Raw genomic sequence first — 24744 nt, 5'->3', positions numbered from 1 at the left:
CCCCCCCCCCCCCCCCCCCCCCCCCCCCCCCCCCCCCCCCCCCCCCCCCCCCCGTGCTCCTACAAGGGTATGTGGCAATCCGGTTATTCGGCGATCAGCCAATCCATCTGCCACCCACCCTGGGTCTGGCCAAGCTTCTTGGACAGCCACGGCAGCAGCTCGCGCAATTCCTCTTCCAGGCCCCATGGCGGGTTGGCAATCGCCAAACCCGAGCCGGTCAGGGTGTTGGGCGTGTCCAGCGGATGCACCAGCAGCTCCACGCGCAACAACTTTGGCGCGCCGGTGCCGGCCAGGTCCTGGTAGAAGCGACGCAACATGCGCTGGTCCTTCACCGGGTACCAGATCGCCGCAACGGTCTGGCGCATGCGGCCGACCGCCTCCTTGAGCGACGCCGCGCACCGCTGCATCTCGTCAAGCTTCTCGAACGGCGGATCGATCAGCATCAACGCGCGTTTTTCCGGCACCGGCAGTAAGGCACGCGGCACATGCCAACCTTCGCCCAGGTGCACTTTGACGCGACGGTCGCCCTTCATGTTGTCCTTGAGCAACACGCCGTCGTCCGGGTGTTTCTCATTGAGCAGCACACGGTCCTGGGGGCGTGTCAGCCGACGCGCCAGCTCCGGCGAGCCCGGGTAGTAGCGCAACTGGCCATCCGGGTTCATCTCGTGCAGCACGCGCATGTAGTCGGCGGTCAGGGGCGGCAGGTCGCTTTCGCCCCACAGGCGCGCAATGCCTTCCAGGTACTCACCGGTGCGGTTGGCCTGGTCACCCTGCAAGTCGTACAGGCCGATGCCCGCGTGGGTGTCGAGGTAGGCGAACGGCTGCTCCTTGCGCGACATCAGGGCGATGAGGCGGGTCAAGGTCAGGTGTTTGAAGACATCGGCGTGATTGCCGGCGTGAAAGGCGTGACGATAATTCATGGTTGCTCCTGCGCAGGGGGCGAAGTTTACCTTCTACAGGGGCAAAGGTGCAGGGCTGCGTGTCGGGCGAGGCATATGCCGTAAACGCAGGCGGAGTACTTAAAACGGTCTAATCGGTTATGTGTGGGCGGGCTTGCCGGTGATGCGGGTGGCGGGGTATTACCTGCACTCCGCGCTGACGCTATCGCCGGCAAGCCGGCGCCTACGGTGTCGCGGCGCCCATGGAATCCAAGGAGGTCAATAACCATCATGAAAGACGCTACCATCGCCCTGCACCACGGCTTCAAGTCAGACCCGACCACCAAGGCCGTCGCCGTACCGATCTACCAGAACGTGGCCTTCGAGTTCGATAACGCCCAGCACGGCGCCGACCTGTTCAACCTCGACGTGCCCGGCAATATCTACACGCGCATCATGAACCCTACCAACGACGTGCTGGAGCAGCGCCTCGCCGCCCTCGAAGGCGGTATCGCAGCGTTGGCGGTATCAGCCGGCAGTGCCGCGATCCATTACGCGATCCAGACCCTCACCCGCGCCGGCGACAACATTGTCACCACGCCACAGTTGTATGGCGGCACCTACACGCTGTTCGCCCATTTGCTGCCCAGCTTCGGCGTCGACGTGCGCTTCGCCCGCGATGATTCTGCCGAAGCTATCGCCGAGCTGATCGACGACAACACCAAGCTGGTGTACTGCGAAAGTATCGGCAACCCCGCTGGCAATATCATCGACCTGGAAGCCCTGGCAACGGTGGCTCACGCCCGTGGCGTGCCTTTGGTCGTGGACAACACCGTGGCCACGCCGATCCTGTGCAAGCCCATTCAGTTCGGCGCCGATATCGTGGTGCACTCAGTCACCAAATACATCGGCGGCCATGGCAACTCCCTGGGCGGTGTCATCGTCGACAGCGGCACCTTCCCCTGGACCGACTACCCGGAGAAATTCCCCGGCCTCAACAACCCCGAGCCGGCCTACCACGGCGTGGTCTACACCGAAAAATTCGGCCCCGCCGCCTTCATCGCCCGCGCCCGCACCGTACCACTGCGCAATACCGGCGCAGCCCTGGCCCCGATGAACGCTTTCCTGCTGCTGCAAGGCCTGGAAACCCTGGCCCTGCGCATGGAGCGCCACACCGAAAACGCCCTGAAGGTCGCGCAGTTCCTGCAAGGCCATGCCGCCGTGGAGTGGGTCAGCTATGCCGGCCTACCGGACCACCCGCACCACGAACTGGCGCAAAAATACCTGCAAGGCAAACTCTCGGCGATCCTCTCGTTCGGCCTCACAGGTGGCTACCAGGCCGGCGTGCGCTTCTACGACGCACTGCAAATCTTCAAGCGCCTGGTGAACATTGGTGATGCCAAGTCCCTGGCCTGTCACCCCGCCTCCACCACCCATCGGCAGATGAACGAGGCAGAGCAGGCCAAGGCTGGCGTGAAACCAGAGATGATCCGCCTGTCAGTGGGCATCGAAGCCATCGAAGACTTGATCGAAGACCTTCAACAGGCTCTGGCCTCAACCCAGCTCTGAAGCCAGGTAGTCGGCCAGCGCTTCATGGCTGATACCCGGAGAGCGCGCGAAATAGGCGACCTTGTGCTGCAGGGTCGTCGGCGTGAAGGCGCTGTAGAGGTCGGGGCGCTGCTCTTCGAGCCATTGCAGCAGGTTGCCGATCAGGGTGTGCGGTGATTGCTCTGCCAGGTGTTCCAATAACGGTGCAGGTGCTTTCCACCAAGGGCTGGCTTTCGCAGCAGTGACCGGGCCAGCCGTAGTAGTCAGCGACTGGCCATTGATCAGGTAACGCTGGAAAATCGGCAATATTTCAGCCCCACACTGCTGAAGGATCGGCAGAACCTGAGCGCCATCCCAGAAACGCAAAAACACCTCTTGGCCGTCGGGCAGGTAGACCTTCGTAAGGCTTTGCAAATGCGCAGCCACGGTTTCCAACGAGCAGGACGATACCGCCAGCCAACCCCAGTCGGTTGATTCGGTGGTTGCTATCCAATCGAGAAAAGGACTGTCGGGTTCGATCACGGCGACGTAGGGCATTACCTCGGCCCATTCGGAATAGGCTGTGCCTGCCCAGATGGGTTGTGGCGACATTCCGACTGCGATTTTTCGCCAAACATCGACCGGGTTCACGTCGCTGGCCTTGCTTAGAATGACGAAGACATTCTCAACAGTCTGAAGCGGGCTGTGGGTTAACCAGATTTTTGGTAATAACTTATTCGGCATTAGGCATACCTCATTCAAAGTAAGATGCAAGCAGTGATTCGCCTTTTCAAACTAATTGCAGCCACGAACAATGCACCAATACAACTCCCCCCAAAAAACACCCACCTATCTAAAACCAGTCAACTTCTTCCCACCCCACAAGGTCCCCTATTAAAAGCAAAATTAAAACACCAAGAAATGAGGCCATTGAGCAAATACCGAGACTTCTCAAAACAACTTTTAGTGCCGTCGGAAACTCAGCATAGTCTTCAGCACTGAGACTCCCGTGCCTTATAGATTGTTTGGGAAAGGCGAAAGCCCCGATCACATCTCTTATGGCCCAAGATCTACTTATAGGGTCCCAACCAAGACTTTCATCTTGGCTTATAATCCGCCAACTACGCTTTAAGTTTTTCCGGATTTTTTCGATCTTAAAATAAGATAGGTATAACGCCCACACAGGCGTAATCAAAAGAAAGAAAGAACTCAAAAACATCAAGCACTGGTAAATAATCTTTGCTTCTTTAAAAGACAAAATCGAGTCAACAATATTGGAAACGTCAGCACCCATCATAAGTCAATGTAAAACCTCATAAAATTTCTCGCCTAATTTTTCACCTCTATTACCAGACAGCGTACTTACACTTGCCGTGGCGGCACCTACAACTACAAGCCCGCAAACAACCCCTCCGACACCTAAAGTACCGACCCCAATAACAGCACAAACAAACCCTGCGCTTGCGACACCTGCAGCGCCCCCCAGCGCGGCGCCAACGACCTCTCCCGTGAACTTCCCTCCCTCCATAAACTTCACTTTTTCACACTCCGCAGTTGTTCCAACTCGACATGTTTCCTTCACCTTCAACGCTGAGGCCGATGCCCCCAACCCGATACCGACAAAACCACCAACCTTCATGTATTGGCTCGCCCGCGCTACGCCCTTTATGTGCGTCGCATAACCGGGTATTCCTTCTGATACGCCCGCCTTTAACCAATGATGGACAAGGCTGCGACTGGAGATCCCCATGGCACTTTTCAGCTTCGGGTGATCGGGAATGCCAACGCCTTTACGCACCAGAGGTCCAAGACCGTTATCCAACTGGCTCAGCAAAAACTTTCGCTCCGAGAAGAACTCAGCGCCTTGCAGCTTTCCGCTTTTTTGGAACGTTTCCACATGAAGCCCCTCGAGGCGTTTAAGGGTTTTTTCAATATCCCCCAGGTGCTTACCAACCATCGTCGTCCCAACCCCCACCGCCGTAGACCCCTCCGCCAAAAAACTCCGAATGACCTCATGGTGCTCAACCATAAACGCCGCCTCCTCTTCACTCATCGGCGTCACTGCATCGTTCACCTCACGTGCCGCTTCCATCAGTAGCGCTTCTTCACGCGTGCATTTGCTGTTGAGCGGATCGCTAAGGACGAGCATCTGCCCCGGCTTGGCGTATTGCGTGAGCTGCGGATTGAGGCTGCGAAAACGCTCCAGGACGATCGCGCTGGGCGATTCGAACAGCGATTTTTCCAACGCATCCCGAGACATCGCGCGCTGCACGATATGAAACCCGGGTTCGACATCGGAGGCTTTACCATCAGCCCCCCCCACCCCCTTACTACCGTGTTGCGTAACGTCGCACTGACCATCCTTGCAACGCTCGCACTCTTCGCAAAAGGGCGCGCTACGCTTCAAGCTGGCGACTTGCGCGGAGCTCAGAGGTGCGGGAATTACTGCCAGCAACTTCTCCTTGATCCCGGGCGTCAACGGTGAAGCTGGCGCAGCAGGCACCCCACCCAGCATGATCGGCACACTGCTGAAAATCCCTGCCGCCGACAACGTGATCGACTGCCCGCCCGCCTGAATCGTCACGATGGCGCCCGCATCAATCACGACGCTTTGCCCTGCCCCAATCTGGATGGTTCGCCCTGCACGCATCTGCTGCGAACCGCCGACCACCAGGTGGTCATCCTGCTTGAGCTCCGTCAGGCGATTGCCGTGGGTGATGCGTTGTTCCTCACCTTGCAATTCATGGTGCGACTCACCGCCTACCTTCACCTGGCGCCGGTTATCCACCTGCACCTGCTGGTCATTCAGCACATGCTGGGTCCAATCCCGCTGGGCACGCAGGTAGATTTCCTCGGCGCCTTTGCGGTCTTCAATGCGCAGTTCGTTGTAGCCACCACCGCCGGGGCTGCTGTGGCTGCGCCAGATACTGCGGGTCTTTTCCGCAGGCAGTTCGAGAGGCACCGGGGTCGCCGCATTCGGCAGGCAGCCCATCACCACCGGCATGTCCAGGTCGCCATTGACGAAGCCCACCAGCACTTCCATCCCGACCCGTGGGATAAGCACCGAGCCGTAGCGGTCATGCGCCCACCCGGTGGCCACTCTCAACCAACAACTGGAATGTTCGTTGTGTTCCCCGGCGCGATCCCACGCCATTTGCACTTTGACCCGACCGAACTCATCGCAATGAATTTCGCTGTCTCCAGGGCCGGTCACCACGGCATTTTGATAACCGGGAACAGCTGGACGCGGCTGCTCTGGCATCGGAGGACGAAAGATCACATCCCAAGGCGCAGCAACAAATTCATTGCGATACCCCTGGCGAAATTCGCTGCCCGCTACCTCAGGCACCGCTTCTTCCAGCACCTGGGGTTGCTTGCCTTCGTGGGTGACCCGCGTCACCAGCCACAAGTCATTCCACCCTTCACGCGGGTGGCCTGTGAGCTTCAGAAAACGCCCGCAAAGCAAGGCCGGCTCATCACCGTTGCCATGGGCCACCCGAGCGTCACTGCGGTGACGCTCAAGACCCCGTTGCGCGAGGTACTTGCCATGGGCGCGATCACTGAAATAACCGGGATAGTCTTGCGCTTCCAGGCTGGGAAGCTGCTCGCCAGCCTGGACGCTTTCGAGCGCCAGGCGCGGCTTGCGGAAATCATAATCACGCAGGTTCAACGCCGTGGTGCGGGTTTGCAGTTGCACCGCAAAACGCTTGATCGCCGGTGTATCGGCCACCATCCCTGAACCGGGCATGTAGGGCGTGGCGTGATCGGCCTGGGCAAAAACGGTTTGGTCATCACCGAACACCAGCAGGTGCCGTTCGGCTGAATGCTGGAAGTGATAGTGAATGCCCTGCTCGGCGCACAGCCGTTGGATGAACGCCAGGTCGGTCTCACCGAACTGCACGCAATATTCACGTTCCGGGTAGGTGCCACTCAAGCGGAACTCGAAGCGGTCGCTCTGAATGCCCTGCCCCGCCAATACCTGCGCAATAACCTGCGGCACGGTCTTGTGCTGGAAAATACGCTGGTGGCTGCTGTGGGCCAAATACGCCAGTTGCGGCACAAGACTGATCTGGTAACGCGTAAGGCGACGCCCGGAGTCGCCCTGGGCCACCCGGTAGACCTGGCCGTGGACGCCGTGACCTTTATCGTCAAAACCCAGGTACACCTGTCGATGCAGCAGGCTTTCCAGCTCAAGATCGGGCTGTTCGCCGACCAGTTCCAGGTCGAAACAGTAGGGCTGGCTGATGGCTTCGGTGCCGGTGAAACCGAACACCTTGAGCTCACTGGGCTCTCCATCGAGGGTCAGGGTAAACGCACTTTGATTGGCAGGAGCGAACATCCGGTGTTTCTCTGCGAAGGGTGGGCGACCGATTCTGCACCAGCTTTGCCCGGGCCTGAGCGGGCCGCTGGAAAATCAGTCGCGTCCTACATTTGGAGCGCCTAATTCTTCATGTGCGAGGCGTCGTAGACACCTCGACGCCGTGCTAGCGTAACCGCCCCTCTTCGCACAATTGCCGGTAAAGAACATGGGTACACGCTACGCAAAAATCACTCTGGTCCTCGCCCTTGCCGCCTTCGCCAGCCTGGTGGCGTTCAACAACATCACCGACTACGGCTCCAACTTTGCCTTCGTCAAACATGTGTTGAGCATGGACACCACGTTTCCCGGCAACGCCGCCATGTACCGCGCCATCACCGCGCCCTGGCTGTGGCACGGCGCGTACGGCCTGATCATCCTCGGCGAAGCCCTCACAGCACTGCTGCTAGCCTGGGGCGCGCTGGCGTTGTGGCGCACCCGCCAAGGCAGTGCTGCTGCATTCAATCGCGCCAAGGTACGCGCCACCACCGGCCTCGCCCTCGGCTTTGTGGTGTGGTTTTTCGGTTTCATGGTGGTGGGCGGTGAATGGTTCCTGATGTGGCAGTCCCACCAATGGAATGGCCAGGATGCGGCCTTCAAGTTCTACATGGCGATTGTGGGCGTGTTGATCTTTCTCAACCAGCCGGACACAGATTGAACCGACCATAAAAAAGGCCCGCCATCCGTAGGATGCGGGCCTTTTTTCAACTCAACGGACGCTCAGCGCCCGACGAATCATTTGTTGAGGTTGTAGTCTTTTTCCGCAGCATCAAAACGCTCGACCATACCTGCCGTCGGCGCGCCCAGCTTGCTTACGAAGTAGATCGCCAGGCTGGCAAAGATGAAGCCCGGGATGATTTCGTACAGACCCAGCAAGCTGAAGTGTTTCCACACGATCACGGTGATCGCGCCGACCAGGATGCCGGCCAATGCGCCGTTGCGGGTCATGCCTTTCCAGATCACCGAGATCAGCACCACAGGGCCGAAGGCCGCGCCGAAACCGGCCCAGGCGTAGCTCACCAGGCCCAGGACGCGGTTGTCCGGGTTGGCAGCCATGGCGATGGCGATCAGGGCAACCACCAGCACCATCGCGCGGCCAACCCATACCAGCTCAAGCTGGGAGGCATTCTTGCGCAGGAAGGTTTTGTAGAAGTCTTCGGTCAGGGCGCTGGAGCACACCAGCAGCTGGCAGCTCAAGGTACTCATCACGGCAGCCAGGATGGCCGAAAGCAGCACGCCGGCGATCCATGGGTTGAACAGCAGCTTGGCCAACTCGATGAACACACGCTCGTGGTTTTCGGTGACCGGGCCCGCCACTTCCGGATGGGCCGAGAAGTAAGCGATACCGAAGAAGCCTACCGCCACGGTGCCGCCCAGGCACAGGATCATCCAGGTCATGGAGATGCGACGTGCATTGGCGATCGACTTGACCGAATCCGCCGCCATGAAACGCGCCAGGATGTGCGGCTGGCCGAAGTAACCCAGGCCCCAACCCATCAGCGAGATGATGCCGATGAAGGTGGTGTTCTTCAACATGTTGAAGTTGTCGGGGTTCTTGGCTTCGATGGCCAGGAAGGTGGTGTCGACGCCACCGGTGGCCAGCAGCACGATGATCGGCGTGAGGATCAGCGCGAAGATCATCAGCGTGGCTTGTACGGTGTCGGTCCAGCTAACAGCCAGGAAACCACCGACGAAGGTGTAGGCAATTGTCGCTGCAGCGCCGGCCCACAGCGCCGTTTCGTAGGACATGCCGAAGGTGCTTTCGAACAGACGGGCACCGGCCACGATGCCCGAGGCGCAGTAAATGGTGAAGAACACCAGGATCACCACCGCGGAGATGATCCGCAGCAGGCCGCTTTTATCTTCGAAACGGCTGGAGAAGTAATCCGGCAGGGTAAGGGCGTCGCCGTTGTGCTCGGTCTGTACCCGCAGGCGACCGGCGACAAACAGCCAGTTGAGGTAGGCACCGACGATCAGGCCGATGGCGATCCAGCTTTCCGACAGGCCGGACATGTAGATCGCGCCCGGCAGGCCCATCAACAACCAGCCGCTCATGTCGGAAGCGCCGGCGGACAAGGCTGTCACTACGCTGCCGAGGCTGCGACCGCCCAGGATGTAATCGGAAAGGTTGTTGGTGGAGCGATAGGCCATGAAGCCGATCAGCACCATTGCTGCGATGTAGATCACGAACGTGATCAGGGTTGGATTACTAACGCTCATAAGAGTGACGCCCTGGCTTTGTTTTTATGTAGCAGCGGTCTGTGAGACGGCCACCCGTTGACAACCGGGTAGACGAAACGGCGTGCCGCGCATTTATGACTGACGTTTCCCCAGGAAAGCCGTCAGCCGATGCACCGGCTCGTTGAGCCGGTTGCACCTAGGGCGCGAATGCTATTCAACAAAGCAAATAAGGTGCAACCTGTTTCTTGAGAATTAGTTGCACCTAAAGGTGTTTTACGGAAAACACCGCGTTTTTGCTCCTTTTCGGAGCAAGAACAGCCGATCTCAGAAGCAAATGCACCAAGGCACAGCGGAATCCGTCGAGCGTGTATTTTTTCCCGATCACGATCGAAAAATTCATGAACAAAAAGGGTTGCACCCGGTTGCACCTCCTCATTGGCAAAGCTAATCTTGCCGCCAGCAGATGCCACTCGGTAGTGGCACCCATGAGGATAAGAAAATGGCGACAACCACCCTTGGGGTCAAACTCGACGACCCGACCCGCGAGCGCTTGAAGGCTGCCGCGACCTCCATTGATCGCACGCCCCACTGGCTGATCAAGCAGGCGATTTTCAATTACCTGGAGAAACTCGAGGGTGGTGCAACCCTGACCGAGCTCAACGGCTTGAGCACCAAGGACGCTGACGACGCAGGCGAAGTCCAGACCGACCACGCCCACCAGTGCTTCCTTGAGTTCGCCGAGAGCATCCTGCCGCAATCCGTGCTGCGCGCCTCGATCACCGCCGCTTACCGTCGCCCCGAGCCGGAAGTGGTGCCGATGCTGATCGAACAGGCCCGTCTGCCGGCACCGATGGCCGAAGCCACCAACAAGCTGGCCGCCTCGATCGCCGAAAAACTGCGTAACCAGAAAAGTGCCGGCGGCCGTGCCGGTATTGTTCAGGGCCTGCTGCAAGAATTTTCCCTGTCGTCCCAGGAAGGCGTGGCGCTGATGTGCCTGGCCGAGGCGCTGCTGCGCATCCCGGACAAGGGCACCCGCGACGCGCTGATCCGCGACAAGATCAGCACCGGCAACTGGCAGCCGCACCTGGGCAACAGCCCGTCGCTGTTCGTCAACGCCGCCACCTGGGGCCTGCTGCTGACCGGCAAACTGGTCGCCACCCACAATGAAGCCGGCCTGACATCGTCCCTGAGCCGCATCATTGGCAAGAGCGGCGAGCCGATGATCCGCAAGGGCGTCGACATGGCCATGCGCCTGATGGGCGAGCAGTTCGTCACCGGTGAAACCATCGCCGAAGCCCTGGCCAATGCGAGCAAGTTCGAAGCCAAGGGCTTCCGCTATTCCTACGACATGCTCGGTGAAGCCGCCCTCACCGAACACGATGCCCAGAAATACCTGGCCTCGTACGAACAAGCCATTCATTCCATCGGCAAAGCCTCCCACGGCCGTGGGATTTATGAAGGCCCGGGCATCTCCATCAAGCTGTCCGCCCTGCACCCACGCTACAGCCGTGCGCAGTACGAACGCGTGATGGATGAGCTGTACCCACGCCTGCTGTCCCTGACCCTGCTGGCCAAGCAATACGACATCGGTTTGAACATCGATGCCGAAGAAGCTGACCGCCTGGAGCTGTCGCTGGACCTGCTGGAGCGCCTGTGCTTCGAGCCGCAACTGACCGGCTGGAACGGCATCGGTTTCGTGATCCAGGCCTACCAGAAGCGTTGCCCGTATGTGATCGACTACGTCATCGACCTGGCGCGCCGCAGCCGCCATCGCCTGATGATCCGCCTGGTGAAAGGCGCGTACTGGGACAGCGAAATCAAGCGCGCCCAGGTCGAAGGCCTGGAAGGCTACCCGGTGTACACCCGCAAGGTGTACACCGACGTGTCCTACATTGCCTGCGCACGCAAACTGCTGTCGGTGCCGGAAGTCATCTACCCGCAGTTCGCCACGCATAACGCCCATACATTGTCGGCCATCTACCATATTGCCGGTCAGAACTATTACCCCGGCCAGTACGAGTTCCAATGCCTGCACGGCATGGGTGAACCGCTGTACGAGCAGGTGGTAGGCAAGGTTTCCGACGGCAAGCTTAACCGTCCATGCCGGGTGTACGCACCGGTCGGCACCCACGAAACATTGCTGGCCTACCTGGTACGTCGACTGCTGGAAAACGGCGCGAACACCTCGTTCGTCAACCGCATCGCCGACCAGTCCATCTCGATTCAAGAGCTGGTGGCCGACCCGGTAGCCAGCATCGAGCAAATGGCTACGCTGGAAGGCGGCTTCGGCCTGCCGCACCCACGTATCCCACTGCCGCGTGACCTCTATGGCAGCGACCGCGCCAACTCGGCCGGTATCGACCTGGCCAACGAACACCGCCTGGCGTCCTTGTCCTGCGCCTTGCTGGCCACCGCTCACAACAACTGGAAAGCCGCGCCGATGCTCGGTTGCGCCTCCAGCGAGCAACCGGCGGCATCGGTACTGAACCCGTCCGACCTGCGTGATGTAGTCGGCCACGTGCAAGAAGCCACCGTTCAAGACGTCGACAACGCCATCCAGTGCGCCATCAGCGCCGGCCCGATCTGGCAGGCCACCCCGCCCGCCGAGCGCGCTGCGATCCTGGAACGCGCCGCCGACCTGATGGAAGGAGAGATCCAGCCACTGATGGGCCTGCTGGCTCGCGAAGCTGGCAAGACCTTCGCCAACGCCATCGCCGAAGTGCGTGAAGCCGTGGACTTCCTGCGCTACTACGCGGTACAGGCACGCAACGATTTCACCAACGATGCCCACCGCCCACTGGGCCCGGTGGTCTGCATCAGCCCGTGGAACTTCCCGCTGGCGATTTTCAGCGGTCAAGTGGCGGCCGCACTGGCCGCCGGCAACCCGGTACTGGCCAAGCCTGCCGAACAGACTCCGCTGGTCGCCGCACAAGCCGTGCGCATCCTGCTGGAAGCCGGCATTCCGGAAGGCGTGCTGCAACTGCTGCCGGGCCAGGGCGAAACCGTCGGTGCCCGCCTGGTCGGCGATGATCGCGTCAAAGGCGTGATGTTCACCGGCTCCACCGAAGTGGCGCGCCTGCTGCAACGCAATGTCGCCGGTCGCCTGGACGCCCAGGGCCGTCCGATCCCGCTGATCGCCGAGACCGGTGGCCAGAACGCCATGATCGTCGACTCCTCCGCGCTGACCGAACAAGTGGTCATCGACGTGGTGTCCTCGGCCTTCGACAGCGCCGGTCAACGTTGCTCGGCCCTGCGCGTACTGTGCCTGCAGGAAGATTCGGCAGACCGTGTCATCGAAATGCTCAAGGGCGCCATGGCGGAATGCCGCTTGGGCAACCCGGAGCGCCTGTCGGTAGACATCGGCCCGGTGATCGACGCCGAAGCCAAGGCCGGCATCGAGAAACACATCCAGGCCATGCGCGACAAAGGCCGCAATGTGTATCAGGTGGCGATTGCCGACGGCGAAGAGATCAAGCGCGGCACCTTCGTGATGCCTACCCTGATCGAACTGGAAAGCTTCGATGAACTGCAACGGGAGATCTTCGGCCCGGTGCTGCACGTGGTGCGCTACAAGCGCAAAGAGATCGACCAGCTCATCGGCCAGATCAATGCGTCGGGCTACGGCCTGACATTGGGCGTGCACACCCGCATCGACGAGACCATCGCCAAGGTGATCGACAACGTCAATGCCGGTAACGTCTATGTGAACCGCAACATCGTGGGTGCCGTGGTGGGCGTGCAACCGTTCGGCGGCGAAGGCCTGTCGGGCACCGGCCCGAAAGCCGGTGGCCCGCTGTACCTGTACCGCCTGCTGTCGACACGTCCTACCGATGCGATCGAGCAATCCTTCGTTCGCGGCGACGCACTGGCCGCGCCGGACGTGCGCCTGCGTGATGCCATGAGCCAACCGCTGACCGCGCTCAAAACCTGGGCCGACAGCAATAAGTTCAGCGACCTGAGCGCCCTGTGCAGCCAGTTCGCCGCACAGTCGCAAAGCGGTATCACCCGCCAACTGGCCGGCCCGACCGGCGAACGCAACAGCTACGCCATCCTGCCCCGCGAGCACGTGCTGTGCCTGGCGGAAGTGGAAGGCGATCTGCTGACGCAACTGGCCGCGGTATTGGCCGTGGGTGGTTCGGCGGTATGGCCAGAGACTGACCTGACCAAGGCCTTGTTCCCACGCCTGCCGAAAGAGATTCAGGCGAAGATCAAGCGCGTGGCCGACTGGACCAAGGACGACGTGGTGTTTGATGCGGTTCTGCACCACGGCGATTCCGACCAGTTGCGTGCGGTGTGCCAGCAAGTGGCACAGCGTGGTGGCGCGATTGTCGGAGTGCATGGTTTGTCGCAAGGCGAGACAGCGATTGCGCTGGAGCGTTTGGTGATCGAGCGTGCGTTGAGCGTCAACACCGCTGCTGCGGGCGGTAACGCCAGCCTGATGACCATCGGCTAACTGCCAGAATGTGATTAACCCTGTAGGAGCCGGCTTGCCGGCGATGGCGACGGGTCAGCGACAGAGATATCGACTGGCGCGGCCTCATCGCACGCAAGCCAGCTCCCACATTTACGGCTCACTGCCTCCCATCCGCGTTTTGCCCCTCCATCACCCAGATCAATCTTGCTATCCAGCCTCTATTCGCGCACTTAGACTCGGCCCTATTCCCACATAGGTAAGCCGCCATGTCCGAGACGCTGCTCAGTTCCCGCAATCTGGCTTTCGAGCTGTACGAAGTCCTTGATGCCGAAGGCCTGACCCAGCGCGAGCGGTTTGCCGAGCACAATCGCGAGACCTTCGATGCCGCCATCAACACCGCGCGCAGCATTGCGGAAAAGTATTTCGCGCCGCATAACCGCAAAAATGACGAAAACGAACCGCGCTTTGAGGACGGCAAAGCAATCCTCATCCCTGAAGTAAAACCCGCCGTGGATGCCTTCCTCGAAGCCGGTTTCCTCAACGCTGCCCGCAGTTTCGAGGCCGGTGGCATGCAGTTGCCAACGCTGTTGTCCCAGGCCTGCTTCGCGCATTTCCAGTCGGCGAACGCCGCATCCACGTCCTACCCGTTCCTGACCATGGGCGCCGCCAACCTGATTGAAAGCTTCGGCACCGACGACCAGAAACAACGCTTCCTGCAACCGATGATCGACGGCCGTTTCTTCGGCACGATGGCGCTCACCGAACCCCATGCGGGCTCGTCACTGTCGGATATTCGTACACGCGCAGAGCCAGCGGCCGACGGCACTTACCGGCTCAAGGGCAACAAGATCTTCATCTCGGGCGGCGACCACCCGCTGTCGGAAAACATCGTGCACATGGTGCTGGCCAAGCTGCCGGACGCACCGCCAGGGGTAAAAGGCATCTCACTGTTTATCGTGCCCAAGTTCCTGGTCAACGACGACGGCAGCCTGGGCGCACGTAACGACGTGTTGCTGGCGGGCCTGTTCCACAAGATGGGCTGGCGCGGCACCACGTCCACTGCGCTGAACTTCGGCGATAACGGCAACTGCGTTGGCTACTTGGTGGGCAAACCGCACCAAGGCTTGAGCTGTATGTTCCAGATGATGAACGAGGCGCGCATCGGCGTGGGCATGGGCGCGGTAATGCTCGGCTACGCCGGCTACCTCTATTCCTTGGAATACGCCCGCGAACGCCCGCAAGGCCGCCTGCCTGACAGCAAAGACCCTACAACGGCACCGGTCTCGATCATTCAGCACGCCGACATCAAACGCATGCTGCTGACCCAAAAAGCCTACGTCGAAGGTGCGTTCGACCTAGGCCTTTACGCCGCGCGCCTGTTCGACGACACCACCACCCTGGCGACCGAAGCCGAACGCAAGCAAGCCCACGAACTACTGGATTTGCTTACGCCCATCGTCAAATCCTGGCCGTCAGAGTTCTGCCTCAAGGCCAACGAGCTGGCGATCCAGATTCTCGGCGGCCACGGGTACACCCGCGAATACCCGGTGGAACAGTACTACCGCGACAACCGCCTGAACCCGATTCATGAAGGCACCCATGGCATTCAATCCCTGGACTTGCTCGGGCGCAAACTGGCGCAAAACGGCGGCGCGGGCTTGAAACAACTGATCAGGCTGATCGCCGAAACCGGCGCCCGCGCCCAGGAATACCCGAGCCTGACCGCGCTGAGGGAACCACTGGAACAATTGGTCAACCGCCTGCAAAGCGTGACCCTCGGCCTGCTGACGGACCTCGCCCAAGGCAAGGTCAACAGCAGCCTGGCGAACTCGGCGTTGTACTTGAAAGTATTCGGGCACACGGTGATCGGCTGGCGTTGGCTGGAGCAAGCGATCCGCGCCGAAGAAGGGCTGGCCAAAGGGAATGCGGCCGACATGGCCTTCTATAAAGGCAAGCTCCAGGCCGCCCGGTACTTCCTGACCTGGGAAGTACCGGGCTGCCATCATGAACTGGCGATTCTGGAGGCACGCGACGATACGTGCCTGGGGATGCAGGATGAGTGGTTCTAAGGCTGTCCGATCGCCTTGGAAATCACATCGACCGTGGCGCTGACTTGCTCTTGGTAACGGTCGAGTTCCTGTTGGTGAGCCTGTTGCATTTCGATTTGCTCGGCGCACAGGTTCAGCGCGGCCAGTACCAGTAATTTGTCACCGATCAGCGTCGGGTACTTTTTCTTGGTGGTGGCCAGGGAGGCCTTGAGCATGGTCACGGCGTGCATCAGGGTCAGTTCTTCCCCGGCTGGCGCCTTGATCGAGTAATCCTCTCCGAGAATCGAAACGACCTTTATCCCTTCGTTCATGCGCTGACAGGCCCTGCACTCACACGCTCAACCAGCGCCTGGATACGCGCGGCGGTGGCGCTGTGTTTTTCTTCCTGTTCCATCAGGTTCAGTTGCAGGCTGTCGTTTTCATCCTTGGCGCGGGCCAGTTCGGCCTTGAGGGATTCGTTGCTGCCCAGCAGGTCCTGATTCTGCTGTACCAGGTCGCTGACCAGTTGTTCCAATTGGCTGAGGGATGCTTCTAACATTTTGATTTCTCGGGCTTTTTCAAAGGGCGGTGACGATAAAGAAAATTCACCTCGGATGCCAGGGTTATCCCCGGCGCACAGCCCGTTTTTTAAGGGCCGGGCCGTACTTTCGAGCCTTAGTGACTGCATTTCCCGGATCTGGTTCCTGAATCCGCCCAACCCCTCGTCAGATGCGACAAAAGCGCGCGCCCCCTTAAGACTTAAGTCGCATGGCCGATAGGAGATGCACACCCCGTCTCATGGCCGCACGGATCGCGCTTCTCCCCAGGACTCCCGCATGTCACTTCGTAATATGAATATCGCCCCGAGGGCCTTCCTCGGCTTCGCGTTTATTGGTGCGTTGATGTTGTTTCTCGGTGTTTTCGCCCTGAACCAGATGAGCAAGATCCGCGCCGCCACCGAAGACATCACCCTGACCAGCGTGCCGAGCATTCGCGCCCTCGACGAGTTCACCCAACTGACCCTGCGCCTGCGGGTGCTGTCGTACCGCTTGCTGACCAACCGCGAACCGGATGTTCAGCAAAAGACCCTCGAAGCCTTCGATGTGCGCAACCAGCAGATCCGCACGGCCCAGGGCATCTACGAGAAGCTGATCGACAGCAGCGAAGAGCGCGCGACCTACGATGAGTATGTACGCCTGCTCGGCCAGTACCATCAGATCGAAGCGCGCATGAAGAGCCTGTCCCAGGCCAATCAAGTTGAAGAGCTGCGCGCCTTGCTCAACACCGAACTGCTGGCCAACTCCGAACAGGTCAACGCCGTGCTGACGCGCCTGGTGGACATCAATAACAAGATGGCCAACGCCACCAACCAGCAAGCCGAAGACCAGTACAACATGGCCTTTGACCTGGTCGTGGGCCTGCTGGTTGTCGCCACCGTGCTGACACTGCTGTTCGCCTGGCTGCTGACCCGCAGCATTACCCAACCCATCTCCCAGGCGCTTGAAGCGGCCGAAGAAGTCGCCGAAGGCAACCTGACGCGCCCGATCAAGGTCGACGGCAACGACGAAGCCGGCCGTCTGCTGGCTGCCATGGCCAAGATGCAGGACAAGCTGCGCGACACCCTGCAACGCATCGCCGGGTCCGCCACCCAGTTGGCGTCTGCTGCCGAGGAGCTGAACGCCGTCACCGACGAAAGCGCCCGCGGCCTGACCCAGCAGAACAATGAAATTGAACAAGCCGCCACCGCTGTCAACGAGATGACCAGCGCGGTGGAAGAAGTCGCACGCAACGCGGTGAGCACCTCCGAAGCCTCGCGCAACGCCACCACCTCCGCCGGTGATGGCCGCGACCTGGTGCAGGAAACCGTCAGCGCGATCGAGCGCATGAGCGGCGACGTGCAAGCCACGGCGACCTTGATTGGCGACCTGGCCAACGAATCCCGGGATATCGGCAAGGTGCTGGATGTGATTCGCGGCCTGGCCGACCAGACCAACCTGCTGGCCCTGAACGCCGCCATTGAAGCCGCCCGCGCCGGTGAAGCCGGCCGAGGGTTTGCCGTAGTGGCAGACGAGGTCCGTGCACTGGCCCATCGCACCCAGCAGTCCACCAGCGAAATCGAGCGGATGATCGGCAGCATCCAGGCCGGCACCGAACACGCGGTAGATTCGATGCGCAACAGCACCGAGCGCGCGGAATCGACGTTGAACATCGCCAAAGGTGCAGGGCTATCCCTGGACACCATCAACACGGCCATCGTCGAGATCAACGAACGCAACCTGGTCATCGCCAGCGCGGCAGAAGAGCAGGCGCAGGTCGCGCGGGAAGTGGACCGCAACCTGGTGAACATCCGCGATCTGTCGGTGCAGTCGGCGACCGGCGCCAGCCAGACCAGTGCAGCCAGCAGCGAGCTGTCGCGCCTGGCAGTGGACCTGAACGGGATGGTCGGACGCTTCCGCCTCTGAAACCGACGCCGATCCCCTGTGGGAGCTGGCTTGCCTGCGATGGCGGTGGGCCAGCCTGCATCTCTTTAACTGGCAGACCGCTATCGCAGGCAAGCCAGCTCCCACATGGATCACTCCCACATTAGATCGACGTATGCCCTTAAAAGCTTTTTGACAGCGCAGCAATTCAACAGGTTAGAATCGCTGGCACGCAGACTGCATGGTCAGTTTGCGTCTCGTCCTTATTGCTCATGGAGTACTGCCTTTGAATGCGACGACCATCAACAGCCTGTTCTTGATCGGCGCGTTGCTGGTGGGTGCGAGCATTCTGGTGAGTTCTCTTTCGTCCCGCCTGGGGATCCCCATCCTGGTGATCATCCTGGCCGTGGGCATGGTCGCCGGCGTCGACGGCGGCGGCATCATCTTCGACAACTACCCGACCGCCTATCTGGTGGGCAACCTCGCACTGGCCGTGATCCTGCTCGACGGCGGCCTGCGTACCCGGGTGGCGAGTTTCCGCGTGGCACTCTGGCCGGCGCTGTCGCTGGCCACGGTGGGGGTGTTGATTACCACCGGCCTCACCGGCATGGCGGCCGCCTGGCTGTTTAACCTCAATATCATTCAAGGCCTGCTGATCGGCGCCATCGTCGGCTCCACGGACGCCGCGGCGGTGTTCTCGTTGCTCGGCGGCAAGGGCCTGAACGAACGGGTCACCGCCAGCCTGGAAATCGAGTCCGGCAGCAACGACCCGATGGCAGTGTTCCTCACCGTCACCCTCATCGACATGCTCGCCAGCGGCCAGACCGGCCTGCACTGGAGCCTGCTGACCCACCTGGTGCGCGAGTTCGGCATCGGTGGCATCGTCGGCCTGGGCGGCGGCTGGCTGATGCTGCAGATGGTCAACCGGATCAACCTGGCCACCGGCCTGTACCCGATCCTGGTGATCGCCGGCGGCCTGGTGGTGTTCGCCCTGACCAACGCCCTGCACGGCAGCGGCTTCCTCGCCGTGTACCTGTGCGGCCTGGTGATCGGCAACCGCCCGGTGCGCAGCCGCCACGGTATTCTGCATATGCTCGACGGCATGGCCTGGCTGGCACAGATCGGCATGTTTTTGGTGCTGGGCCTGTTGGTCACGCCCCATGACCTGCTGCCGATTGCCCTGCCGGCCCTGGGCCTGGCGCTGTGGATGATTCTGTTTGCGCGGCCGCTGTCGGTGATGGTCGGCCTGCTGCCGTTCAAGGCGTTCCATGGTCGCGAAAAAGCCTTTATCGCATGGGTCGGTCTGCGTGGCGCGGTCCCGATCATTTTGGCGGTGTTCCCGCTGATGGCCGGCCTGCCCCACGCACAGCTGTACTTCAACCTGGCGTTCTTTATCGTGCTGGTCTCCCTATTGGTGCAAGGCACCAGCCTGCCGTGGGTGGCCAAGCTGCTGAAAGTGACCGTACCGCCAGACCCTGCGCCGATCTCCCGCGCAGCCCTGGAAGTGCACGTCACCAGCGAGTGGGAGCTGTTCGTCTACCGCCTGGGTGCGGAAAAATGGTGCATCGGCGCAGCCCTGCGCGAGCTGAAAATGCCCGAAGGCACGCGGATCGCGGCACTGTTCCGTGGCCAGCAACTGCTCCACCCGTCGGGTAGTACCGTGCTGGAAGTCGGCGACCTGCTCTGCGTGATCGGCCACGAACATAACCTGCCGGCCCTGGGCAAACTGTTCAGCCAGGCCCCGCAACGGGGTCTGGACCTGCGCTTCTTCGGCGACTTCGTACTCGAAGGCGACGCCCAGCTGGGCGCGGTTTCCGCCTTGTACGGCCTGAAGCTGGAGGGCATCGACCCGGACATGCCATTGAGCAGTTTCATTACCCAGAAAGTCGGCGGCGCGCCCATCGTCGGCGACCAGGTGGAATGGAACAACACCATCTGGACCGTCGCGGTCATGGACGGGAACAAGATCGGCAAAGTCGGCGTCAGATTCCCCGAAGGAAGTCGCCCGGGCCCCGGACTCTTCCTCTAAACTGCGGAGCGACAATTCGCTCCCTTTTCTTCATTTTGCTCGACCGGTCTCTATGCCAACCCTGCGCACGTTTCTCGCCACTGCCCTGCTGGGCCTGACCCTTTGTGTCGGCACCGTTCACGCGGCCGACCCGCCCAGCGCCGACGCTATCCAGCAAACCCTGGACAAGCTGCCCGACCGCAAGCTGCCCGATGCCGACATGAAGGCACTGCAGACCATCCTGCAGCAGACCCTGACGTACCTGGGCAACAAGCAGGATTACGAGCAGCGCCTGGTCGACCTCAAGCGTCAGCTGGAAGACGCGCCGCGCCAGACCACCGAGAACCAGCGTGAACTGGTAAGGCTCAAGGCCACCAAAGTCATTCCCGTCGCCCAGCGCTATGCCACCCTGCCGGTGCCACAGCTCGAACAATTGCTGGTGCAGCGCACTACCCAACAAGGCGACCTGCAAAAAGACCTGGCCGACGCCAACAGCCTGACCATCGCCGCGCAAACCCGCCCGGAACGCGCCCAGACCGAAATCAGCAGCAGCCAGACCCGCATCCTGCAGATCAATTCGATCCTCAAGGTCGGTAAGGACAACGGCAAAACCCTCAGCGGCGACCAGCGCAACCAGCTCAACGCCGAACTCGCCGCGCTCAATGCCTTGATCCCGCTGCGCCGCCAGGAACTGGCCGGCAACAGCCAACTGCAAGACCTGGGCAACAGCCAGCATGACCTGGTGGTGGAAAAGACTGCACGCCTGGAACAAGAGATCCAGGACCTGCAAACCCTGATCAACCAGAAACGCCTGGCTCAGTCCCAGCAGACCGTGACCCAGCAGTCCATCGAGGCGCAAAAGGCCGGGGGCAGCAGCCTGTTGGCCACCGAAAGCGCGGCCAACCTGAAGCTCTCCGACTACCTGCTCAAAAGCACCGACCGCCTCAACGACCTGACCCAGAAGAACCTGCAGACCAAGCAGCAACTGGACACCGTGACCCAGAGTGATTCCGCCCTGGACGAGCAGATCAACGTACTCAAGGGCAGCCTGCTGCTGTCCAAGATCCTCTACAAGCAGAAGCAGGCCCTGCCGCGCCTCACCGTGGACCGCGACCTGGCGGACGACATTGCCAACATTCGCCTGTACCAGTTCGAGGTCAACCAGCAACGCGAGCTGATCAGCTCACCCAGCACCTATGTGGATAACCTGCTGGCCAACCAGCCACCGGATGACGTGACCCCGCAATTGCGCCGCACCCTGCTGGAACTGGCGATCACCCGCAGCGACCTGCTGGAGCGCCTGAGCCGTGAACTGAGCGCACTGCTCAATGAATCCATCACCTTGCAGCTCAACCAGAAACAGTTGCTCAGCACCGCCACGACCCTGCGGGCGACGCTGGATGAGCAGATGTTCTGGATCCCCAGCAACAAGCCGCTGGACACCGAGTGGCTGGAAACCGTGCCGGCGCACCTGAGCAAACAAGTCACCACCCTGCCCTGGGCCTCCAGCGTCAGCGAACTGTACGACGGCCTGACCCAACGCCCGCTGCTGTTCCTGCCACTGCTGCTGTTGATTGGCGCATTGTTGTGGCGGCGCAAGAACCTGTATCAACGCCTGAACAAAGTCCACCAGGACATCGGCCACTTCAAGCGCGACAGCCAGTGGCACACGCCCCAGGCCATCCTGATCAACATCTTGCTGGCCATGCCGGTGGCCCTGGGCCTGGCACTGTGCGGCTACGCGCTGCAGATCGACGCCCGTGGGCAAAACGCCAATCTGGGCGCGGCACTGCTGCAGATTGCCCAGGCGTGGATGGTGTTCTACACCGCCTACCGCATCCTCGCGCCGGGCGGCGTGGCCGAACTGCACTTCCGTTGGGAAAAACCCCAGGTCGAATTCCTGCAAGGCTGGGTGCGCAAGCTCGGCCTGGTGGTACTGGCCCTGGTGGCCGTGGTGGCCATCGCCGAGCACCAACCGGCCGCGCTGGCCGACGACGTGCTGGGCATCGGCGTGGTGCTGACCTGCTACGCACTGATGGCCTGGCTGCTGGGCCGCTTGCTGCTGAACAGCCCGACCCACGAAAAAGCCTCGTTGTTCCGCAAGGCGGTGGGCCTGCTGTTTACCGCCCTGCCCATCGCGCTGTTTGTCGCCGTGTGTTTCGGCTACTACTACACCGCGCTCAAGCTCAGCGACCGCTTGATCAACACCCTGTACCTGCTGATGTTCTGGCTGGTGATCGAAGCCACCTTCGTGCGTGGCCTGGGCGTTGCGGCACGGCGACTGGCTTATGCCCGCGCCCTGGCCAAGCGCCAGGCGGCCAAGGAAGCCGGCGACGGTGAAGCGGTGATCGAAGAACCGACCCTGGACATTGAGCAGGTCAACGAACAGTCCATGCGCCTGATCCGCCTGGCCCTGCTCGGCGGCTTTATCGCGGCGCTGTACTGGGTGTGGAAAGACCTGATCACCGTGTTCTCCTACCTGGACAACGTGACCCTCTACGAATACACCAGCGGCACCGGCGCCAATATCAGCATGGTGCCGATCAGCATCGGCGACTTGCTCGGTGCGTCGATCATCGTCGGCATCACCTTTGCCCTGGCGCGCAACTTGCCCGGTTTGCTGGAAGTGTTGGTACTGTCCAAGCTGGACCTGGCCCAGGGCAGTGCCTATGCGACCACCACGCTGCTGTCCTATGTGATTGCCGGCGTGGGCTTCGTGTCCACCCTGTCCACCCTCGGCGTGAGCTGGGACAAGCTGCAATGGCTGGTGGCGGCGCTGTCGGTGGGGTTGGGCTTCGGGATGCAGGAGATCTTCGCCAACTTCATCTCCGGCATCATGATCCTGTTCGAGCGCCCGGTGCGGATTGGCGACACCATCACCATCGGCAACCTGTCGGGCACGGTGAGCAAGATCCGCATCCGCGCCACCACCATCACCGACTTCGACCGCAAGGACATCATTGTCCCGAACAAGACCTTCATCACCGGGCAGCTGATCAACTGGTCGCTGACCGACACCATCACCCGCGTCACCCTGAAACTTGGCGTGGACTACGGCTCCGACCTGGACCGCGTGAAGGAACTGCTGCTCAAGGCCGCCCGCGATAACCCACGGGTACTCAAGGAGCCGGAACCCCACGTGTACTTCCTCAACTTCGGCGAAAGCACCCTCGACCACGAACTGCGCATGCACGTGCGCGACCTGGGCGACCGTAACCCGGTGATCGACGAAGTGAACCGCTTCATCAATCGCGAGTTCAAGAAAGAGCACATCAACATTTCGTTCCGCCAGATGGAGGTCTACCTCAAGAACCTCCATGGCCAGGAATACAAACTGGTGGAAGTCGACACCCCGGCCAAGCCCGCCAACGACGGTGGCGTGCAGGAACCGCCGCCGAGCAAACTCGACTAACCGCGCTATCCCCAGCAGAATGCTCGGACATTCTGCTGGAGATGGCCGGTGAAAGCCCTCGACGAACTGACCTTCGACAACCGCTTCGCACGCCTGGGCGACGCGTTCTCGACCCACGTATTGCCTGAACCCCTCGATAACCCACGCCTGGTCGTGGCGAGCGAGGCTGCCATGGGCCTGCTCGACCTTGACCCGGCCGTGGCCGAAACACCGGTATTTGCCGAGCTGTTTGGCGGCCACAAACTGTGGGCCGAGGCGGAACCGCGGGCGATGGTCTATTCCGGGCATCAGTTCGGTGGCTACACCCCGCAATTGGGCGACGGCCGTGGCCTGTTGCTGGGCGAGGTGTACAACGCGGTCGGCGAGCACTGGGACTTGCACCTCAAGGGCGCTGGCATGACGCCTTACTCACGCATGGGCGATGGCCGCGCCGTGTTGCGCTCCTCGATCCGCGAGTTCCTCGCCTCCGAAGCGCTGCACGCGCTGGGCATCCCCAGCAGCCGCGCGCTGTGCGTGATCGGCTCCGACACCCCGGTATGGCGCGAGAAACAGGAACGCGGCGCGATGGTGTTGCGCATGGCGCCCAGCCACATCCGCTTTGGGCACTTCGAATACTTCTACTACACCAAGAAGCCCGAACAGCAGGCGCTTCTGGCCGAGCACGTATTGAACCTGCACTACCCCGAGTGCCGCGAACAGCCCGAGCCGTACCTGGCGATGTTCCGCAAAATCGTCGAACGCAATGCCGAGCTGATTGCCAAGTGGCAGGCGTACGGTTTTTGCCACGGCGTGATGAACACCGACAACATGTCGATCCTCGGCATCACCTTCGACTTCGGGCCGTTTGCGTTTCTGGATGACTTTGACGCGCACTTCGTCTGCAACCACTCGGACCATGAAGGGCGCTATTCCTTCAGCAATCAGGTGCCGATCGGGCAGTGGAACCTCAGCGCACTCGCACAGGCATTGACGCCGTTTATCAGCGTCGATGCGTTGAAAGAAGCGCTGGGGCTGTACCTGCCGCTGTACCAGGCGAACTACCTGGACTTGATGCGGCGCCGACTGGGGCTGACCACCGCCGAAGAGGATGACCAGCAGTTGGTAGAGCGCTTATTGAAGCTGATGCAGAACAGCGGCGTGGACTACACCCTGTTCTTCCGGCGCCTGGGGGATGAATCGGCGGCGCTGGCCGTGGCGCGATTGCGCGATGACTTTGTCGACCTGGCCGGGTTTGACGCCTGGGCCGAGCAGTACAAGGCACGCGTTGCACGGGATGGTGACTACAGCGAGGAACAGCGCCGTGCGCGAATGCATGGGGTGAACCCGCTGTATATCTTGCGCAACTACCTGGCGCAGAACGCCATCGCGGCTGCCGAGTCTGGGGATTACAGCGAGGTGCGGCGGCTGCAGGAGGTGCTCTCCAAGCCATTCGAGGAGCAAGCAGGGATGGAGCAATACGCACAACGGCCACCGGATTGGGGCAAGCATTTGGAAATCAGCTGTTCGTCCTAAGCAGACGT

At 61.0% G+C, this 24744-nt stretch carries 15 protein-coding genes and 2 pseudogenes; 9 read left to right on the top strand and 8 right to left on the bottom strand.

The features are described from left to right. Nucleotides 1–83: 83 nt before the first annotated feature. The gene (locus AC07SU_RS25550; RefSeq protein ID WP_060755160.1) at nt 84–920 is read right to left on the bottom strand and encodes a 23S rRNA (adenine(2030)-N(6))-methyltransferase RlmJ; all 837 of its coding nucleotides are present in this window, start codon (nt 918–920) and stop codon (nt 84–86) included. A 249-nt stretch (nt 921–1169) separates the two neighbouring features. On the opposite strand from AC07SU_RS25550, the gene AC07SU_RS25545 reads away from it, so the two are divergent. After that, nucleotides 1170–2447, top strand: coding sequence for an O-acetylhomoserine aminocarboxypropyltransferase/cysteine synthase family protein (locus AC07SU_RS25545; RefSeq protein ID WP_494998597.1), 1278 nt, complete (start codon nt 1170–1172; stop codon nt 2445–2447). On the opposite strand, the gene AC07SU_RS25540 is transcribed toward AC07SU_RS25545, so the two are convergent. From AC07SU_RS25540 to AC07SU_RS25530, 3 genes and pseudogenes are all read right to left on the bottom strand, one after another. After that, the gene (locus AC07SU_RS25540; protein ID WP_494998596.1) at nt 2433–3149 is read right to left on the bottom strand and encodes a DUF4123 domain-containing protein; all 717 of its coding nucleotides are present in this window, start codon (nt 3147–3149) and stop codon (nt 2433–2435) included. The genes AC07SU_RS25545 and AC07SU_RS25540 overlap by 15 nt on opposite strands. Before the next feature lie 109 nt (nt 3150–3258). Then, complete coding sequence (locus AC07SU_RS25535) at nt 3259–3699, bottom strand: hypothetical protein (protein WP_494998595.1); 441 nt, start codon at nt 3697–3699, stop codon at nt 3259–3261. A 1041-nt stretch (nt 3700–4740) separates the two neighbouring features. After that, nucleotides 4741–6744: pseudogene (locus AC07SU_RS25530) on the bottom strand (type VI secretion system Vgr family protein); the annotation flags it as partial. A gap of 187 nt (nt 6745–6931) precedes the next feature. On the opposite strand from AC07SU_RS25530, the gene AC07SU_RS25525 reads away from it, so the two are divergent. Further along, nucleotides 6932–7420 carry a DUF2165 family protein gene (locus tag AC07SU_RS25525; protein ID WP_494998594.1) on the top strand — a complete coding sequence of 163 codons (489 nt, stop codon included), beginning with the start codon at nt 6932–6934 and terminating at the stop codon, nt 7418–7420. A gap of 77 nt (nt 7421–7497) precedes the next feature. Here the strand turns inward: AC07SU_RS25525 and putP are convergent, their stop codons facing one another. Both putP and AC07SU_RS25515 read right to left on the bottom strand, forming a co-directional pair. Continuing rightward, complete coding sequence (gene putP, locus AC07SU_RS25520; RefSeq protein ID WP_494998593.1) at nt 7498–8982, bottom strand: sodium/proline symporter PutP; 1485 nt, start codon at nt 8980–8982, stop codon at nt 7498–7500. A 122-nt stretch (nt 8983–9104) separates the two neighbouring features. Continuing rightward, nucleotides 9105–9413 (bottom strand): hypothetical protein, encoded by a 309-nt coding sequence (locus tag AC07SU_RS25515; protein ID WP_494998592.1) that lies wholly within the window; start codon nt 9411–9413, stop codon nt 9105–9107. Nucleotides 9414–9442: 29 nt separating this feature from the next. On the opposite strand from AC07SU_RS25515, the gene putA reads away from it, so the two are divergent. Both putA and AC07SU_RS25505 read left to right on the top strand, forming a co-directional pair. Beyond that, nucleotides 9443–13396 (top strand): trifunctional transcriptional regulator/proline dehydrogenase/L-glutamate gamma-semialdehyde dehydrogenase, encoded by a 3954-nt coding sequence (putA, locus tag AC07SU_RS25510; RefSeq protein ID WP_494998591.1) that lies wholly within the window; start codon nt 9443–9445, stop codon nt 13394–13396. Nucleotides 13397–13623: 227 nt separating this feature from the next. After that, nucleotides 13624–15426 carry an acyl-CoA dehydrogenase gene (locus tag AC07SU_RS25505; protein ID WP_494998590.1) on the top strand — a complete coding sequence of 601 codons (1803 nt, stop codon included), beginning with the start codon at nt 13624–13626 and terminating at the stop codon, nt 15424–15426. Here the strand turns inward: AC07SU_RS25505 and AC07SU_RS25500 are convergent. Further along, nucleotides 15423–15716, bottom strand: coding sequence for a cell division protein ZapA (locus AC07SU_RS25500; protein ID WP_176997197.1), 294 nt, complete (start codon nt 15714–15716; stop codon nt 15423–15425). The genes AC07SU_RS25505 and AC07SU_RS25500 overlap by 4 nt on opposite strands. Next, the gene (locus tag AC07SU_RS25495) at nt 15713–15943 is read right to left on the bottom strand and encodes a hypothetical protein (RefSeq protein ID WP_176997198.1); all 231 of its coding nucleotides are present in this window, start codon (nt 15941–15943) and stop codon (nt 15713–15715) included. The genes AC07SU_RS25500 and AC07SU_RS25495 overlap by 4 nt, the downstream gene beginning before the upstream one ends. A gap of 223 nt (nt 15944–16166) precedes the next feature. Here AC07SU_RS25495 and AC07SU_RS25490 point away from each other — a divergent pair. From AC07SU_RS25490 to selO, 5 genes and pseudogenes are all read left to right on the top strand, one after another. Further along, nucleotides 16167–16943: pseudogene (locus tag AC07SU_RS25490) on the top strand (MCP four helix bundle domain-containing protein); the annotation flags it as partial. Between the two features lie 30 nt (nt 16944–16973). Continuing rightward, the gene (locus AC07SU_RS25485; RefSeq protein ID WP_370004714.1) at nt 16974–17846 is read left to right on the top strand and encodes a methyl-accepting chemotaxis protein; all 873 of its coding nucleotides are present in this window, start codon (nt 16974–16976) and stop codon (nt 17844–17846) included. Nucleotides 17847–18090: 244 nt separating this feature from the next. Beyond that, the gene (locus AC07SU_RS25480; RefSeq protein ID WP_176997200.1) at nt 18091–19833 is read left to right on the top strand and encodes a potassium/proton antiporter; all 1743 of its coding nucleotides are present in this window, start codon (nt 18091–18093) and stop codon (nt 19831–19833) included. A gap of 52 nt (nt 19834–19885) precedes the next feature. Then, complete coding sequence (gene mscK / locus AC07SU_RS25475) at nt 19886–23224, top strand: mechanosensitive channel MscK (RefSeq protein ID WP_176997201.1); 3339 nt, start codon at nt 19886–19888, stop codon at nt 23222–23224. 48 nt (nt 23225–23272) lie between these two features. Beyond that, nucleotides 23273–24736, top strand: coding sequence for a protein adenylyltransferase SelO (selO, locus tag AC07SU_RS25470; RefSeq protein WP_494998589.1), 1464 nt, complete (start codon nt 23273–23275; stop codon nt 24734–24736). Nucleotides 24737–24744 lie beyond the last annotated feature (8 nt).

This window comes from Pseudomonas sp. GW821-FHT05H12, assembly GCF_059419385.1.
The sequence above is the reverse complement of the archived record's forward strand: the minus strand, read 5'-3'. Positions and strand labels throughout refer to the sequence as shown.